This is a genomic window from Amycolatopsis sp. EV170708-02-1, from assembly GCF_022479115.1.
In the GTDB taxonomy this organism is placed as follows: Bacteria; Actinomycetota; Actinomycetes; order Mycobacteriales; family Pseudonocardiaceae; genus Amycolatopsis.
Map to the genome: position 1 here is coordinate 4,371,453 of NZ_CP092497.1, position 18,817 is coordinate 4,390,269.

General features: G+C 62.2%; 3 protein-coding genes. All 3 read left to right on the forward strand.

Annotated elements, in window-relative coordinates; all coding sequences use genetic code 11:
* Positions 1–10: 10 nt before the first annotated feature.
* The 3 genes from MJQ72_RS20075 to MJQ72_RS20085 are packed head-to-tail and all read left to right on the forward strand — an operon-like array spanning position 11 to position 18,800.
* Positions 11–8,704, forward strand: a complete 8,694-nt coding sequence (locus tag MJQ72_RS20075) for a hypothetical protein (RefSeq protein ID WP_240600900.1) — start codon at positions 11–13, stop codon at positions 8,702–8,704.
* On the forward strand, positions 8,635–9,972 hold the full coding sequence (locus tag MJQ72_RS20080; protein WP_240600901.1) for a hypothetical protein: 1,338 nt from the start codon (positions 8,635–8,637) through the stop codon (positions 9,970–9,972). The genes MJQ72_RS20075 and MJQ72_RS20080 overlap by 70 nt, the downstream gene beginning before the upstream one ends.
* Positions 9,972–18,800 carry a hypothetical protein gene (locus MJQ72_RS20085; RefSeq protein WP_240600902.1) on the forward strand — a complete coding sequence of 2,943 codons (8,829 nt, stop codon included), beginning with the start codon at positions 9,972–9,974 and terminating at the stop codon, positions 18,798–18,800. Before MJQ72_RS20080 ends, MJQ72_RS20085 begins: the two co-directional genes overlap by 1 nt.
* Positions 18,801–18,817: the final 17 nt, after the last annotated feature.

Genomic DNA, 18,817 nt, shown 5'->3' on the forward strand with positions numbered 1-18,817 from the left:
GGAGGGTTTCGTGGACGCGAGGGTGGCGTGGTCGTTGCGGCCGGCGGAGGAGCGGGGGCGGGTGCCTGGGCCGGTGTTGCAGGTGTATGTCCGGCTGGCCGAGTCCGATCCGGCGGCGGAAGCGGTGATCGGGGGGTTGCGTGCTCTGGTGGAGAACTGGATCGAGGCGCGGCTGGCGGAGTTCGCGAGGGTGGTGCCGGAGGAGGTGATGTTGCCGACGATGGCGGAGATGCAGGCGGCGGAGGCGATCGTGGTGGGCGGTGAGCGTGTCGCGATGAATGATCCGGGTTATGGGGGGATGTCTGTGTGGGTCCGGGGCCAGCGTCCGGTGTATGGGCCGGAGTTCGGCCCGGAAACATTCACCACGCCCGAGGACCCGCTGCCGTGGCGGCGCGAGGAATACGGTCAGGCACACACCTGGTTCAGCCAGTTGAGCGAGGCCGAGCAAGGCGAATGGACCCGGGACGCGGAGACGATCCTCACCAGGGACCACCGGCCGATCATGCACCTGGGCGGCAACGACCCCACTGTGATCGTGTCCCGCGATCCGGTGACCGAACGAGCCAAACAACGGCACGACGCCGCCCTGGAACTGATCGCCTACACACAACACACCCAAAACCACACCGCAGCGACCACCCTGTCCCGAAACCTCATCCCCGACGTCATGAACCCACGCCCCAACAACACCGGCACCCTCTCCGGCGGCACCCGGAACAACATCCCCGGCAAACCCCCCTGGCAAGAACAAGGCGGACCATCAACCAACCCCACCCAACCCCGCACACACGACGCACCCCCCAACGCGCCACCCCACGACAGCAGCAGGACATTCCGCTCCGCCTTCCCCTCAGGTACCAGGGCTCGTTTTGTGCACTTCTCGGGGCATCGGCGGCAGCCCGCGGTTACGTTCAGGTGGGTGGGTAGTGTTTCGTCGCTCGCCACGTCTGGGTTGTCGGACGATGATCAAGAGAGGTTTGACAAGTTCGCCCAGAGGTATGTCGATGAGGTTGTCCGGCTTGTGGCGTCTGGGCGCGAGTTGCCCGATATCCGGTTGACTCTTCGGCCCAGGGGCGGCTTCTCGTTGACCAACGATGATCTCTTCGAACTTCTGGAGAATCGTCTCACCGATGCTGCGCGGAAGCGTGGTGTGACGACCCCGCTGGTGTTCACACGCGATCCTCAACCGACGATCGACGACGCCATCCCTAGGGTGTTCGCCGAGATTACAATATACAAAACGCGGACGTGGACCCTGGACCGCTACCGCCGGGCGGACAGCCTGGAGGCATTGTTCATGCCAGATTCGCACGATTTTTCCGCTGCGGAGAAGGAGCGGGTGAGGTTGATGCTGGGCGGTTTCGTCCGGGAGGCCGTGGCGAGACCGAAAGACTTCAGGCCGAAACTCACCGTTGATGTGCGGTCGACTCTGCCGGACATGGCCGTGCGTGCGGAGTCTGCTGCCGCTCTGGTCTATGAGGTGCTCGCGGGCGAGTTGGCCGTGTACGCCCCCCGCATCTCGGTCGAGGACTTCATCCAGGAATCGGTCGGTTTCGTCGAGACGGAATCAGCTCGCCCAGGTCTCCTTTTGGATGTCACTGAGGAAGTCGCCGCCGAAGTTCGGTCGAAGGTGTGGATTGGAAATCGGATTCGTGAACTGCGGGATGGGGAGTTGTTGAAGTGGGAGGGGCATTTCGCGGATCGGTCGCTGCCTTCTCTTGTCGAGCAGGTGCCCGAGATGCAGGAGCCTGGGCGACTGGACAAGGCGGGGATGGTGGAGAGTGCGGTGGATCTGATCCTGGCACGTGCGGGGGACGATTCGCCGGGGTCGCGTGTTCTGCAGATGCCGGATATCCGGGTGTGGATCAAGTCCGACCTTGACGAAGGCGGTGAGGTTCTTGATGGGATGTTCGAGTATGTCGAGAAACTGTTCCATGACGAGATCCTGCGCAGAAACCGGAACCCGGAAGCCTTGGGCCTCCACTTCACCCGGGAGGTCGATACGGCGAGAAGTGGGTCGTTCAGCCATCAGGGAGATGTCCGCATCTCGGTACGTGAGACCCCTGAGCTGGCGCTGGTGGACTATCAGCAGAAGGAGCAGCTCGCCGAGCGCTTCTTGCCGGGAAGGCCTGTTTTGCCGGAGGCCGCGTGGGAGCGGATCGCACCGATGCTGGACGGTTTCGTGGAGTCATGGATAGACAGTAAGAAGGGCAAGCCGGTTCTGGACTTCGGCGCGGCCGCCTTCACCGCTGCTCTTGCCCCGTCCTCTGCGCGGATGCTCAAGCGTTCGGTGTGGGAAAGGATCAGCGGCAAACTCGAGGAGTTGGGGGAGTCGGCAAAGGCACAGGAGATATGGAAAGGGTCTGTCCGATACACCCCGTATCGGCCTGGTCAGCTGGCCGGAGTCGTGTTCGATGTGCACAAAACCAGCCAGACGCCTGAGGGCACGCGGACATTTCGAGAGCTGTTCCTGCCAGGTGCGCGGGTTCATGCCACTCGTTTCCTGGGGATGCGACCGCAGCCGACGGTTGAGTCCTCGTGGATGGGTGCTCTCAGGCCGGTGGACACATCTGGGTCTTCGCGGGAAGGTCAGGAGAGGTTTGACGAGTTCGCCGAGAAATATGTCGAGGAAGTTGTCCGGCTTGAGAGGGCGAACCGGGAGTTGCCTGATACCCAGGTGCGCGGCAGCACGGCTGCTGATGCGCGGCGTCTGGAGAACGCTCTGAGCGACAAGGTGAAGACGCGTGCCGGCAGGCTGATACCGTTGCTTTTCACTCGCGATCCCCGGCCCTGGACCATGGCCGCCAGATCCGAAGCGGTCGCCGAGGTTACGTGGTACAAGACGCCGACGCGGACCCTGGACAGTTACCGTCAGGCGGACAGCCTGCAAGCATTTTTCATTTTTAGGTCGCATGTGTTTTCTCTCGCGGAGGAGAAGCGGGTGAGGTTGATGCTGGGCGGTTTCGTCCGGGAGGTCCTGGCGAAACCGAAAGGTCTCGGGCCGAAGCTCACCGTTGATGTGCGCTCGGTTAAGGTGTACATGGCCGCGCGTGCGGAGTCCGCGGCCGCTCTGATCTATGAGGTGCTCGCGGACGAGTTGCGTGTGCACGCCCCGGGCGCCTCGGTCAGGGACTTCATCCAGGAATCGGTCGGTTTCGTCGAGACGGAAACAGAACGTATGGGTGCAATTCTTCTGGATGTCACCGACCCGGTCGTTGCCCCCGCTGTTAAGTATCCGTCATGGATGGACAAACGGATTCGTGATCTGCGGGATGGGGAGTTGTTGAAGTGGGAGGGGCATTTCGCGGATCGGTCGCAGCCTTCTCTTGTCGAGCAGGCGCCCGAGAAGCAGAAGCCTGGGCGACTGGACAAGGCGGGGATGGTGGAGAGTGCGGTGGAGCTGATCCTGGCACGTGCGGGGGACGATTCGCCGGAGTCGCCTGTTCTGCAGATGTCCGACATTCGGGTGTGGATCAAATCCGACCTCGACGAGGGCAGTGAGGTTCTCGATGGCATGTTCGAGCATATCGAGAAACTATTCGGCGACCGGATCCGGCGCAGAAACCGGAACCCGGAAGCCTTGGGTCTGCATTTCACCCGGGAGGTCGATGCGGGGAGAAATGGGTCGTTCAGATACGGGGGAGATGTCCGCATCTCCGTGCACGAGACCCCTAAGCGGGCGCTAGCGGACTACCAGCAGGCCAAGCAGCTCACCGAGCGTGCGATCCCGACCATGTCTGTTTTGGTTGAGGCGGCGCGTGAGCGCATCATGCCGCTGCTGGACGGTTTCGTGGACTCATGGATAGACGCCAAGAATGGCAAGCCTGCTCTGAAATTCGGCATAGCCGCCACCACGCCATCCGAATTGGCATTCACCGCGTCGGCCACCGAGACTGCTCACCTTTCTGCAGTGTCTTCCGTGTTCAGTGTGCGGGTGGTCCGGCGTTTGGTGTGGGAGGGAGTTTACGGGGCACTTGCCAAGCGGGGGGAGCTCGGATTGGTAAAAGACATCTGGGCCAACTCTGTCCACTTCACCCCGTACTTCGATGCACGGAAGGCCGGCGTGGTGTTCGACGTGCTCGAGTACGGCCAGACGTTGGAAGCCAGGTACCCGGTCGCACGACAGGCGCGGGCCCAGGGGGTCGAGACGACGTCGGAGCCGCGCTCGGCGGTGGCGCCCCAGAATGATGACGTGGGGGTGTCGAGGGTTGTGGAGTTGCCCGAGGAAGCGTTGCCGGGGTGGCTTGCGTTCGAAGACCTGGCGGTGGAGGGACCGGTGCCGGATTCGCCGGGGGCGGGGTGGTTGTTGGATCCGGGTGTGGTGGGGATGGATGTGGTGGGGGGTGGGTTGGTGGTGGGTGGGGAGGTGGTGGCGCGGGGTCGGGTGGAGGTGGGTTCGGGTGATGGTCGTGGTCTGGTGTTGTCGTCGGTGGATCGTGGGGCGTTGGTGGAGGCTGCCGAGTTGTTGGTGGGCCGGGCGTTGCGTGAGCTCAATACCGGGTTTGAGGGGGTTGGTCTGCAGTTCCTGGTGCAGGTGTCGCTGGATGAGGTGAACGGTCGTTTCCGGGTGATGGGGAATCTGCTGATATGGGAGCTGAGGACCGCGATCGTGGGTGTCTTGCGGGGCCTGGTGGCTGACCAGGCTGGTGATCTGCCGCTTTCGTGGAAGATCACCGCGGTGCCGGTGGATGACGGGGTGCAACGCGGGGGTAGCTGGGAGCTGGTGGCGGAGCCGGGCCCGCGTCGTCTGCTGAGTTATTACCGGTCGCTGGATGAGTTCGAGGCCCCGCTTCTGGGACTGGTGCGGTTGCCGTCGGCGAGTGATGTGCGGCGTATCGAGCTGATGGCCGAAGGCTATGTACCCAAACTGCTCACCAGCACCGGCGGTAAGCCCGACCTCGTCGCCGTCGTCCAGGTCGCCGGGACCGACGCTGTCCCCGGCTCCGGAAACGGTGCCGCCACGGTGCTGGAGAACGCGATCAAGACCGGTGTCACTCATGGCCTGGCCACCGCGCAGACAGCCGGAACCCTCGGACTGCCCACACCCGAACAAGTGATGACCGCCCGCGTCACCATCCACACCGAAGAACTATCCGAACCCGCCACCGGCATGGGCCGGATCCGGGTCGACATCCGCTACCCCGGTGGCGACCCCATGGATCTCGACGAGCAGCACGAGGGGCGTGATGGCGAGGGGCGTGATGACGAGGGCCGTGATGATGAGGCCCGGCCGCAGAGAGATGCGTCCGATGATGATGACCTGTATCGCACGACACCGGAGGTGGCTGGTGGGCCGGCCAGCGGGGTCGTGGGCGGGGTGGCTGACACGGAGGCCGCGCGTGAGCAGCGTGCGCGGAGGGCTGCGGGCCGGGGGGTGGATTGGTTTGATTCGTCGGTGGGGGGTGCGGGGTTGCCGTCGGAGGATGTCGCTGAGCGGGTGGGGTTGATGGTGGAGGGTTTCGTGGACGCGAGGGTGGCGTGGTCGTTGCGGCCGGCGCGGGAGCGGGGGCGGGTGCCTGGGCCGGTGTTGCAGGTGTTCGTCCGGCTGGCCGAGTCCGATCCGGCGGCGGAAGCGGTGATCGGGGGGTTGCGTGCTCTGGTGGAGAACTGGATCGAGGCGCGGCTGGCGGAGTTCGCGAGGGTGGTGCCGGAGGAAGTGATGTTGCCGACGATGGCGGAGATGCAGGCGGCGGAGGCGGTCAAGGTAGGCGGTGAACGTACCGCGGTCGATGATCCGGGTTATGGGGGGATGTCTGTGCGGGTCCAGGGACAGCGTCCGGTGTATGGGCCGGAGTTCGGCCCGGAAACGTTCACCACGGCCGAGGATCCGTTGCCGTGGCGGCGGGAGGAATACGGTCAGGCACACGCCTGGTTCAGCCAGTTGACCGACGCCGAGCAAGGCGAATGGACCCGGGATGCGGAGACGATCCTCACCAGGGATCACCGGCCGATCATGCATCTGGGCGGTGACGACCCCACCGTGATCGTGAGCCGTGATCCGGTGACCGAACGAGCCAAACAACGCCGGGACGCCGCCCTGGAACTGATCGCCCACACCTGGCACACCCAAGGCGAGAACACCGCGACCACCCTGTCCCGAAACCTCATCCCCGACGTCATGAACCCACGCCCCAACAACACAACCACCTTCCCCGGCGGCACCCGGGACAACATCCCCGGCAAACCCCCCTGGCACGAACAAGGCGGACCATCAACCAACCCCACCCAACCCCGCACACACGACGCACCCCCCAACGCACCACCCCACACCAACAACGGACCTCACCGGCCATTGTTCCCCCCAGGCCACAGCATTCGCCCTGTGACGTTCAGGGGGCTTCGGCGGCAGCCTGCGGTTGCGTCCGAGTGGGCGGGGAGTGTCTTGTCGCTCGCCACGTCTGGGTTGTCGGATGATGATCAAAAGAGGTTTGACAGGTTCGCCCAGAGGTATGTCGATGAGGTTGTGCGGCTTGTGGCGTCTGGGCGTGAGTTGCCCGATATCCGGTTGACTCTTCGTCCCAGGGGTCTCCCGTTGACCGAGGTCAATTATCTCGTCGAACTTCTGGAGAAACTTCTCACCGATGCTGTGAGAGGCCGTGGTGTGACGATCCCGCTGGTATTCACACGCGATGTTCAGCCGCCGATCGACGCCGACGTCCCTGGGGTGTTCGCCGAGATCAAGATGTACGAAACGCCGACGCGGACCCTGGACAGCTACCGCCGGGCGGACAGCCTGCAGGCATTGTTCATGCCAATGGCACGGTACAAGTTTCCTGCCGCGGAGAAGGAGCGGGTGAGGTTGATGCTGGGCAGTTTCGTCCGGGAGGCCGTGGCGAAACCGAAGGGATCGAGGCCGAAACTCACCATTGATGTGCGCTCGGTTGCGAAATACATGGCCGGGCGTGCGGAGTCGGCTGCCACTCTGGTCTATGAGTTGCTCAAGGGCGAGTTGGCTGTGTACGCCCCCGACATCTCGGTCAAGGATTTCATCCAAGAATCGGTCGGTTTCGTTGTGACGGTAACGAACCGTATGGTCGGAGTGCTTCTGCATGTTACTGACCCGGTCGTTGCACCTGTTCTGTTTCCGGTGCAGTTGAGCGATCGGATTCGTGGTCTGCGGGATGTGGAGTTGTTGACGTGGGAGGGGCATTTCGGGGGCCGGTCGCCGCTTTCGCTTGTCGAGCAGGCGCCCGAGCAACGGAGGCATGGGTGGCTGGATCAGGTAAGGATGGTGGGGAGTGCGGTGGATCTGATCCTGGCGCGTGCGGGGGATGGTTCGCCGGGGTCGCGTGTTCTGCAGATGCCGGATATCCGGGTGCGGATCAGGTCCGATCTTGACGAGGGTGGTGAGGTTCTTGACGGGATGTTCGAATATGTCGAGAAACTGTTCCGTGACGAGCTCCTGCTCCGGGGACGGGAGCTGGAAGACTTGGGTCTGCATTTCACCCGGGAGGTCGATACGGGGGAAAGGAGTTCGTTCAATCACGAGGGAGATGTCCGCATCTCCGTGCATGAGACCCCTGGGCAGGAATTGGTGGATTATCAGCAGAAGAATCAGCTCGCCGAGCGCTTCGTGCCGGGAAGGCCTGTGTTGCCGGAGGCCGCGTGGGAGCGGATCGCACCTGTGCTGGATGGTTTCGTGCTGTCGTGGCTGACCAGTAAGAATGACAAGCCGGTTCTGGGATTCGGCTCGGCCAGCTTCAGCACTGCTCTTACCCAGTCCTCTGAGCGCATGCTCAAGCGTTCGGTGTGGGAAAGGATCAGCGGGAAACTCGAGGAGTTGGGGGAATCGGCAAAGGAAAAGGAGATATGGGAAGGGTTTGTCCGATACACGCCGTATCGCCCTGGTCAGCTGACCGGCGTCGTGTTCGATGTGCACAAAACCAGCCAGACGCCTGAGGGCACTGTGACGTATCGAGAGTTGTTCCGTCCAGGTCTGCGGGTTCAGGCTGCGCGTTTGCATGGGGTGCGATCGCAGCCAAAGGTTCAGTCTGAGTGGAGGGGTGATCTCGGGCCGGATGACGAATCTGGGTCTTCACGGGAAGATCAGAGGTTGTTTGACGAGTTCGCCCTGAAATACGCCGAGGATGTTGTCCGGCTTGAGGAGGCGGGCCGGGAGTTGCCTGATACCCGGGTGCGCGGCGAGACGGATGCTCATGCGCGGCGTGTGGAGAACGCTCTGAGCGCCGCGGTGAAGAAGCATGCCGGCAGGCCGATACCGTTGGTTTTCACTCGCGATCCCCAGCCCTGGACCACGGCCGCCAGCTCCGATGTGGTCGCCGAGGTTACGAGGTATAAGACGCCGACGCGGACCCTGGACAGTTACCGCCAGGCGGACAGCCTGCAAGCATTGTTCATACCAAGTTCGCATGAATTTCCTGTCGCGGAGGAGCAGCGAGTGAGGTTGATGCTGGGCCGTGTTGTCCGGGAGGCCGTGGCGAAACCGAAGGGAACGAGGCCGAAACTCACCATTGATGTGCGCTCGACGGCGACATACATGGACGCGCGTGTGGAGTCTGCCGCCGCTCTGATCTATAAGGTGCTCGCGGACGAGTTGCGGGTGAACGCCCCAGCATCTCGGTCAAGGACTTCATCCAGGAATCGGTCGATCTCGTCGAGACGCCAACGAACCGTATGGCTGGGATTCTTCTGGATGTCACCGATCCGGTCGTCGGCCCCGCCAAACCGCTTCCGTTATGGATGAAGGATCGGATTCGTGATCTGCGGGATGGGGAGTTGTTGAAGTGGGAGGGGCATTTCGCGGATCGGTCGCAGCCTGCTCTTGTCGAGAAGCAGATACCTGGGTGGCTGAATCAGGCGGAGATGGTGGGGGGTGCGGTGGATCTGATCCTGGCGCGTGCGGGGGATGGTTCGCCGGGGTCGCGTGTTCTGCAGATGCCGGATATCCGGGTGCGGATCACGTCCGATCTTGATGAGTCCAGTGAGGTTCTTAATGGGATGTTCGAGCATGTCGAGAAACTGTTCCGTGACGAGCTCCGGCCCCGGGGCCGGGAGCTGGAAGACTTGGGTCTGAATTTCACCCGGGAGATCGTTGCTGTGAGAGTCGGTTCGTTCAGCCATCAGGGAGATGTCCGCATCTCCGTGCACGAGACCCCTGAGCGGGCCTTGGTGGACTACTGGAAGGAGAAGCAGCTCACCGAGCGCGCGATCTCGACTATGCCTGTGCTGGCTGAGGCGGCGCGTGAGCGCATCATGCCGATGCTGGACGGTTTCGTGGAGTCATGGATAAACAGCAAGAATGGCAAGCCGAAGCTGGAATACGGCATAGCCGCCACCCCGTCATCCGAATCAACATTCACCACCGGGGCTGTTTCGGCGTCTTCGGTGTCTTCGGTGTTTCATGTGCGGGTGGTCCGGCGTTTGGTGTGGATGGGGATTTCCGGGGCACTTACTAGGCGGGGGGAGGCCGACTTGGCGGGAACGATCTGGGCGAAGTATGTCCACTTCACCCCGTATTACGATGCACCGAAGGCCGGCGTGGTGTTCGACGTGCTCGAGCACGGCCAGAAATTGAAAGCGAAGTACACGGCGGACGAGGTTGAGGGCGAGGAGGTGGTGGCGCGGGGCCGGGTTGAGGCGGGTCAGGGTGGTGTTCCGGTGTTGTCTTCGGTGGATAGTGGGGCGTTGGCGGGGGCTGCGCAGGAGTTGGTGGGTCGGGTGTCGCGTGAGCCGAATACGGGGTTTGAGGGTGTGGGTGTGCTGGTTGTGGTGCAGGTGTCGGCTGCGGGTGTGGTGGATGGCAGTTTCCGGGCGATTGCGGGCCTGATCAGGGGGGAGTTGTCGAGGGCGATCGAGGGTGTGGTGGGTGTTCTGGCTGGGCGGGCTGGTGATCTGCCGGTGGCGTGGAATATCAGTGCGGTGCCGGTTGAGGATGCGGGGGGTTGTGGGGTAGCTGGGCGTTGGTGGTGGAGCCGGGGCCGCGGCAGTCGTTGGATCATTATCGGTCGTTGATGGAGTTTGAGGCGCGGCTGCTGGGGTTGGCGGGGTTGCCGTCGGTGAGTGATGCGCGGCGTGTCGAGTTGATGGCCGAAGGTTTTGTGGACAAATGGCTGAACCCCACGGCCGGGATGCCCAGTCTGGTCGCGGTCGTCTCTGTCACCGGGGAGCATGCGGTCTCAGCGTTCCGTAACGGTGCGGTCAGGGTGCTGGAGAACGCGATTAAGACCGGTATCACGCATGGCCTGGCCATCGCGCAGACAGCCGGGTGGACCGGTTTGCCGGAACCGGCCCAGCTGATGGCCGGCTACGTCGAGATCAGCACCGAAACACACACCGATCCCGGCACCACCGACGTCGGCCGGGTCCGGGTCGAGGTCCGCTATCCAGGCGGCGACCCCATGGACCTCGACGGCGAGGTCCCGGCGAGGGCACCACCACCGCACGAGGGTGAGTCACCAGCCGGGGTCGTGTTCGACGGTTCCGCTGTGGGTGTGGAGAAGGCTGACCGGGGTGGGGGCGGGTCGCCGATCGATGTGGCGTTGTCCGATCTGGTGGGTCCGGGGTTCGACTGGTCGAAGGTTGTGTTCGAGCGCTTGCGTGATCCGGTGTCGGGGGTGACGGCGGGGGTGTTCTTCGCGCGGCCGGGTGAGGTGGGTGTGTTGCGGGACGTGTCCGAGCCGGGGGCGTTCACGGTGGCGATCCATGGTGACGGGCGGGGAAGGTTCTCATATTGGTTGAAGTCCGGGGACGAGGTCCGGATCGATATGGCGGGGCTGTCCCGGATCTTGCTGAGTGCCGGGCTGCCCGGGCGGGAGCACTGGGAACAGGCGTCGGCGGTGTGGTTGCTCAGCTGCCGGGTGGCCGACCCCCGCCTGGGGAACACACTCGGAAAGTTCGCCGGCCTGCTGACCGACGCCGGACACCCACGCCCGCTGCACGGCCCGAACACGCGCGTGGAAATGCTCCCCGACGGATCACTACGATTCCCCGACGGCGGCACCATCACCACCATCACACCACCGGGCACCACCCACACCCCACAACCAGAAACCACACAACCCCACCACAACCTCGGCACCGGCATCCTCCTCGCCAACGACAGCGGCGAAGGAACGCAACACGAAGCCGACACTGTGACCGCCGAACCGCGTCGTTCATTGTTAACTCGTGGTACGAGGGTTCGTTCCGTCGACGACCGAGGCCATCGGGCGCAACCTGAGGCTGTTCGGACGTGGACCGGCGTCTTCGATTTGTCCGGCCCGTCAGGGCTATCGGATGACGAGAAGAAGGCACTGGACAAGTTCGCCGACTACTTTGCCGATGAGGTTGTTCGGCTTGGGAAATTGGAACGTGAGCTGCCCGATATTCGGTTGACTCTCAAGTTGATGTCTCGCCATCAGGCTAAGAAAATGTCTCGCGACCTGTTGAAGCAGGACGTTCGCTTCGAGTATCTGGAGAATATACTCAGTCGGAAGGTGAAGGAGCGGGGAGTGCTGGCGCCGCTGCGATTTACTCGTGATCCTCGGGCGATGAACGAGCGGAGTGAATCCGGGGTGGCCGCCGAGGTCAGCATGAACGCGCCGCGAACACAGGGCAGCTACCGCGCGGCAGACAGCCTGGAGGTATTGTTCGTGCCCAACGGTTACGACATTCCTGCCGTGGAGCAGGAGCGTATGCGGACGATGGTAGGAGGTTTCCTTCGGGAATACCTGGCGAGGCCCCGGGGTCACCGGCCGATGCTCACCATTGATGTCCGTTCGGCGAAGCGAGGCATGGCGAATCGTGTGAATTCGGCCGACGCTTTGATTTACTCCTTGATTAACGATGAACTAGGGGAGAATGCGGGAATCTCGGCCGAAGAGCTGATCCGAGAATCTGTCTATATCGTTGAGACCGAAGCGGTGCGTGGGAAGATTTTCCTCGATATCACCGATCCTTCGGAGGTTACTCCTGTTCCGCTGCCGGCGGGAAGGTCGAAGCGGTTTCCTGCTTGGCGGGAAAGGAAGCGATTCGGATGGGAAGGTCATTTCACGAGTCGGGAGAAGCCTTCGCTTGCCGAGGCGGACGCCGAGCCAGACCCTGATCGGTTGGACATAAGGAAGATGGTGCTGCGCTATGTGGAACTGGTCATGGCGCGTGCCGCGGCCGGTTCGTCAGCTTGGCAGATGCCGGATATCCGGTTGTCGATCAAGTCGGACGTCGAGCCGGGCAGTGAGGTGCTCGATGGAATGTTCGCTTATCTCGAGGACCTTTTCCGTGCCGAGATTGGTTCCAGGGGCGGGGATCCGAAGGCGTTGGGCATCCGTTTCACCCGTGAATTCACTAAGATGCATCGGACGGAGTTCGATCATGAGGCGGACGTTCGCATCTCCGTTCACGAGACTCCCGAGCGCTCCATGCTGGACTATCGGCAGGAGAAACGGCTCGCCGAATTCATCACGCCGAAAACTGCCATTTTGGTCGAAGCCGCGCGGGAGCGCATCGCGTCGATGCTGGATGGTTTCGTCAAGGAGTGGCTGGACAGCGATCCGGCCGCGAAGCCGGTTCTGGACGTCGGCGTGGTCAGTATGAGCGCCGAGCTCCTTCCGGTCCATGGGCGAACGATCCGGCGAGTGATGTGGGAGGAGATTTCCAGGGCGCTTCTGAAACGAGGGGAATCCGCAAGGGCGGGGGATATCTGGTCCCGGTCTGTCCGATATGTCCCGTACATCGATTCCCGCCGTTATACCACCGTGGTGTTCGATGTGCTCAAGCACGGTCAGACGGCGAACGACGTCCTGGTTCCCGCACCACGCCCGGTGCGGAAACCGCAGACGAAGGCGGAGAAACAGGCTCGGGCCGCGGAGAGGCGGGCTGAGCTTGCCATGCGGGCAGCGGAGAGCCGGGCTCTGGCTGCTAGGTGGGACAGGAGGAGGCGAGTCAGGAAAGCCAGGCGAGACGAGAAGAAGCAGGCCAAGGAAGCTGGGGCGACGCCGGATGGGGATGTTTCCGCCCAGAAGAGTGTTGTATGGAAGGGGCAGTTCAAAGAGCTGGATACGAAATCGGCGGTGGTGTTCCGTGACCATTTGGATAAGCTTCGGGCGTTGGGGCAGCATCTTAAGGATGAGATCGATCGGGAACAGTCCGCAGGTGATGATCGAGACATCCTGATCAAAGTTCAGGGAGCCGGTGTCGTTGATATGAAGACAGGGAAGTTGACCGCTCGCGGTGAAAATGCCTTCAAGTATCTTGAGGTGCGGCTGCGTGAGTACATGGGGGGGCTCGCAGTGCCCGTCTCCAGATTCGCTTCTCGGAGCACAAGTATCGAGGCGGCGGACACTTCGATCACCGTGCATCCTAAGACAGGCATGACTGAAGATGACTATCTGAGTGATAGACCGCTGAAGCTGACCTTCCTTCGTTCCAATAAGGCACGTTTGTCCTTGGTGGTCGATAAGCGTTTTCGGTTGAGGGTCAAGGGGTATGTTTCCAGGTTTCTCACGAGTCTTGAAAAGTCTGATTTGTTGATCGATCTCACCGGCAGTGACCGCGCCTTCAGAGAGCGTTCGAAATTGATCTATGAATTGGCAAAAACGGTCATTGTCGCATATCAGCCGGATATGCCCGACTATGTGGTCGCCGAGATTCTACGGCATGTGAAATTCCGTCGAGTGCCTCGAGGGCATTTTGTCGGTGTCGTTGAGGAATCTTCACAGTCTCTCCAGACCGCCGAGCGCCATGAGGGCCTAGCCGAGAGCCGGCATCCTCAGCCGGACATCACCGAGCAGCCCGTCGGCGTGGCCGCGGTCATGGGGCCGGAGGTATCCGATGAGCTCGAGTTGCCGGCCCTTGATCTTGACTTGGCTTCGGTTCGACCGGTGGATCCGGATGAGGGTGTGGATCCGGATGGGAGTGCTGCACTGGAGGAGCCTGGCTGGGGGCAGTCGTGGCAGGCTGATCCGGAGTTCGATGTGGGCGTGGGTGGTCCTGGGGCCGAGGCGGTGCTGGTTCCTGAGTTCGATGATATGACGATGGAAGAGTGGGTTTCGTTTGAGGGTATGGGGATCGGTTTTGGTGTGGATGAGGGGTTGTTCGGTGTGTTGGGGGATGAGGAGATGCCGGACGGTCGCGGATTGTTGTCGCCAGGGGTAGGTGTTGCGGGCACGGTGGTGGTCGAGGGGTTGGTCGAGTTTGGTTTGGGTGATGGTGTTCCGGGGTTGTCGGTGGGGGATCGTGCGGCGTTGGTGGAGGCCGCTGGTGTGGTGGTGGATGGGGTGTCGGGTGGGCCGAACGCGGAGTATGAGGGTGTGGGTTTGCAACTCATGGTGCGGGTGTCGGGTGCTGGTGTGGTGGATGGCGGTTTCCAGGCTGTGGCGAATGTTCTGGGGCTGGAGGTGAGGAAGGCGATCACTGGTGCGTTGGAGGATCTGCCGGCTGAGAGGGCGGTGGATCTACCGGGGTCGTGGAATATCAGCGCTGTGCCGGTTGAGGATGATGGGGCGCTGTGGGGTAGTTGGGTGCTGGTAGTGGAGCCGGGGCCGCGGCGGTTGTTGGACTATTACTGGTCGCTGGATGAGTTCGAGACGCGGGTTCCGGGGCTGGCGGGGTTGCCGTCGGAGAGTGATGTGCGGCGTATCGAGTTGATGGCCGAAGGTTTCGTGGGCAAGGTGGTGCACAGCTCGGTGGGCGAGTGGCTCGACCTGGTCGCGGTCGCGCACGTGGCGGAGGCTGATGGTGCCCAGCCCGGTGGAGGTGATGTCGCCAGGGTGCTGGCGGACGCTATCAAGACCGGCTTCACTCGTGGTCTGGCCGCCGAGCAGGAAGCCGGAACCGGCGGACTGCCCGCACCCGAACAACTGATAGCCGACCACGTCGAGATCGAAATCGAAACACACACCGATCCCGACTCCACCGACCCCGGCCGGATCCTGCTCAGCATCGATCGTCTCAGTCCTGATGTCATGGACGTCGACGACGAAGTTCCGGCATGGGCACCGCCGCACGAGGGTACGCCACAAGCCGGAGTCGTGAGTGCGGTGGAGGAAGCCGAGGCCACGCGCGATGAGCGAGCGCGACTCGCTGTTGCCCGAGCGGTGGATCAGTTCGATTCTTCCGCAGCGGTCGGGACATCGACGCAGGCCGAGGTTCACGAGCAGATCGGGTTGATGGCGGAAGGCTTCGTCGATGCGAGGGTGGCATGGTTGTGGAGGTCCGTGGGGGAGCGTGTGAAGTGGGTCGAGCCGACTTTCCATGCTTACATCAAATTGGCCGAGACCGACCCGAATGCGCGGGCGTTGATAACCGAACTGCGCGGCCTGGTGTATAGAAGGATCGACGCGCGGTTGGCGCAGTTCGCGAACGTCCTGCCGGACGCGATGTTGCCGACACTTGATGAGATGTGGGCGGCGGGGGCGGTTGTGGTGGGGGGTGAACGTACCGCGGTGGGTGATCCGGGATACGGGGGGATGTCTGTGTGGGTCCAGGGGCAGCGTCCGGTGTATGGCCCGGAGTTCGGCCCGGAAACATTCACCACCGCCGAGGATCCGTTGCCGTGGCGGCAGGAGGAATACGGTCAGGCACACGCGTGGTTCAGCCAGTTGACCGACGCCGAGCAAGGGGACTGGACCCGGAATGCGGAGACGATCCTCACCAGGGATCACCGGCCGATCATGCATCTGGGCGGTGACGACCCCACCGTGATCGTGAGCCGTGATCCGGTGACCGAACGGGCCAAACAGCGGTATGACGCGGCCCTGGAGTTGGTCGCCTACACACAACACACCCAAGGCCACACCGCCGCGACCACTCTGTCCCGAAACCTCATCCCCGACGTCATGAACCCACGCCCCAACAACACCGGCACCCTCTCCGGCGGCACCCGGAGCAACATCCCTGACAAACCCCCCTGGCGAGAACAAGGCGAACCATCAACCAACCCCACTCAACGCCAACCACACGACGCACCCCCCAACGCACCACCCCACACCACCGAAACCCACCTCCCACAAATCACACAACCCAGCCAACCAACCACCGACACCGGCATCCACCTCAGCAACGACACCGACGAACAAACCGGCCGCGGGCCCTACCGGCAGTTTTTCCCTCCAGGTACGCGGGTTCAAAGCATCCGTTTCCGCGGGCGGCTGCAGCCGACGGTCGAGTCCAGGTGGAAGGGCGATCTCGGCTCGGTTGACGCACCTGGGGCTTCGTCGGGAGAGCAGCAGAGTAGAGATCAGAGGTTGTTTGACGAGTTCGCCGAGGACTACGCCAAGGATGTTGTCCGGCTTGAGGAGGCGGGCCGGGAGTTGCCTGAGACCCGGCTGCTCGGCAGGACGGCTTCCGAGGTGCAGCGTCTGGAGAACGACCTGGGCAAGGTGGTGAAGAAGCGTGCCGGCAGGACGATACCGTTGCTCTTCACTCGTGAGACCGATCCTCGGTCCCGTAATGCCAAGGTCGAGAGGTATACGACGCCGGCGCGGACTCTGGACAGCTACCGCCAGGCGGACAGCCTGAACGTATTGTTCAAGCCAAATGGACGGCATGAGTTTTGGGCCGCGGAGAAGAAGCGGGTGACGTTGATGCTGGGCGGTTTCGTCCGGGAGGCCGTGGCGAAACCGAAGGGATCGAGGCCGAAACTCACCGTTGATGTGCGCTCGATTGGGACATACATGAAGAGCCGTGCGGAGTCTACAGCCGCTCTGATCTATGAGGTGCTCGAGGAAGAGCTGGCTGTGAACGCCCCTGACATCTCGGTTGAGGATTTCATTGAGGAATTGATCGGTTTCGTCGAGACGGAATCAAGAAACATGACTGGGCTTCTTCTGGATATTACCGACCCAGTAACCGTCGCCCCCGTTCAGGTGCCGTCGTGGGTGGTGAATCGGCTTCGTACTTCGCGGGATCGGGAGTTGTTGAGATGGGATGGGCATTTCACGAGTCGGTCGCAGCCGTCTCTTGTCGAGCAGGAGACCGGGCGGCGGAAGCCTGGGCGACGTCTGGACCAGGCGGGGATGGTGGGGAGTGCGGTAGATCGGATCCTGGCGCGTGCGGGGGACGGTTCGCCGGGGTCGCCTGTTCTGCAGATGTCGGACATCCGGGTGTCGATCAGGTCCGACCTTGACGAGGGTAGTGAGGTTCTTGATGGGATGTTCGAGCATGTCGAGGACCTGTTCCGTAAGGCGATCCGGTCCAGGCACCGGGATCCGGAAGCCTTGGGTCTCCACTTCACCCGGGAGGTCACGGTTGTCAGAAGTGGTTCGTTCGGCCTCGAGGGAGATGTCGGGATTTCTCTGCATAGGACCCCTAAGCGGGCTTTGGCGGACTACCGGCGGAAGAAACATCTCACCGAGCACGTTTTGGCCGAGGCGGCGCGGGAGCGAATCATGCCGATGCTGGACGGTTTCGTGGAGTCATGGATAGACAGCGAGAATGGCAAGCCGGTTCTGGAATTCGGCATAGTCACCACCTCGCCATCCAGCTCGGTATTCAGCATTTCGGCAGACGGGAATTTTCACCTGTCTTCGGTGACTACGGTGTCTTATGTGCGACTGGTCCGAAATTTGGTGTGGGCGGGGATTTTCGAGGCACTTGCGAAGCGGGGGAAGCCCGGATTGGCTGGAAAGATCTGGGCCGATTATGTCCACTTCACCCCGTATTACAATGCCCGGTTATCCAGCCTGGTGTTCGATGTGCTCGAACCCGGCCAGACGTTGGAAACCAAGTACGCGGAGGTCGAGGGCGAGGCTGAGGAGGAAGAGGAGGAGGATGGGGCGCTGTCGGACGATGTTGATGTCTGGGAAGGAGATTTCAGAATCCTGAAGCCGGACGCTGCGGTGATTTTCGATGTTGATCTGCCTGAGCTCAAGAAGCTGGTAACGCGCGTTAAAGGTGAGATCGAAAATCAGCGTCATGGGAGCGAGGATCGGGACATTCAGGCCAGGGTGTTCGGCAAGGAGCTCGTCAACGGTAAGGGCGAGTTGACGAAGCGCGGTGAAGCCGCCGTGAATTATATTCAGGAACGGTTCAGTGAGTACCTGGGTGCTATTATAGTGCCCATCACCGTGGATGTCGTCAACGGTCCGCCTAGAAATGGGCATGCAGCGAGTGTTTCGGTCGTGGTGTATCCCGCGACAGGTCTGACCGAGAACGACTATCGGAAAGATTGGCCGCTGCCATTGTCTTTCCTGCATCAGCAGAGCAAACGTATGCCTGTTGTGGTTGAGAAGCGTTTGTTGTCGAGGGCTCAAGGTTATGTTTCCAGATATATGTCGAGTACCGCAGAGATCGATTTGTTGATCGATCTCAAGGATAACCAAACCTTTGCTCCTCGCTCGGCGTCGGTCAACGATGTGGTAGCGAAAGCCGTCGCCGCATATCAAGTGAATATGCCGGAAAGCCTGATCGAAGAAATTCTGCGGCACGTGAAATTCCGTAAGGTGCCTTCGAGACGTTTCATCGGTGTCACCGAGCTGCCTGCGCAGTCGTTCCAGATCGCCGGGCTCGCCGACGTCGCAGGGCCGGAAGTCCCTGGTGACCTGCGGCCGCCGGGTGTTGCGGGTGCTGCGGCGGTCGAGGAGGAGTTGCCGGTTCTTGAACTCGACCCGGCTCCGATCCGGCCGGCCGAACCAGACGTGCCGGAGGAGCCCGCTCGGGATGTGTCGTGGTGGGTCGATCCGGTGGGTGAGGCAGGTGTGCAAAGTCCTGCGGCTGGGGTGTCGGGGGTTTATGAGATGAGAAATGATGAGGAGTTGGCGCAGTGGCTTTTGTTCGAGGATGAGCCGGTGGGGGAGAGAACGGAGGAAGGGGGGTCGGTGGGGCCGGTGCCGGATTCGCCGGGGCGGGTTCTGCGGGCGGAATAAATGATGATTCTTGGGCG

Coding starts and splice junctions, on each gene's coding strand:
- MJQ72_RS20080 (WP_240600901.1), top strand. CDS start 8,635: ATGGCTGGGATTCTTCTGGATGTCACCGATCCGGTCGTCGGCCCCGCC.
- MJQ72_RS20085 (WP_240600902.1), top strand. CDS start 9,972: ATGGAGTTTGAGGCGCGGCTGCTGGGGTTGGCGGGGTTGCCGTCGGTG.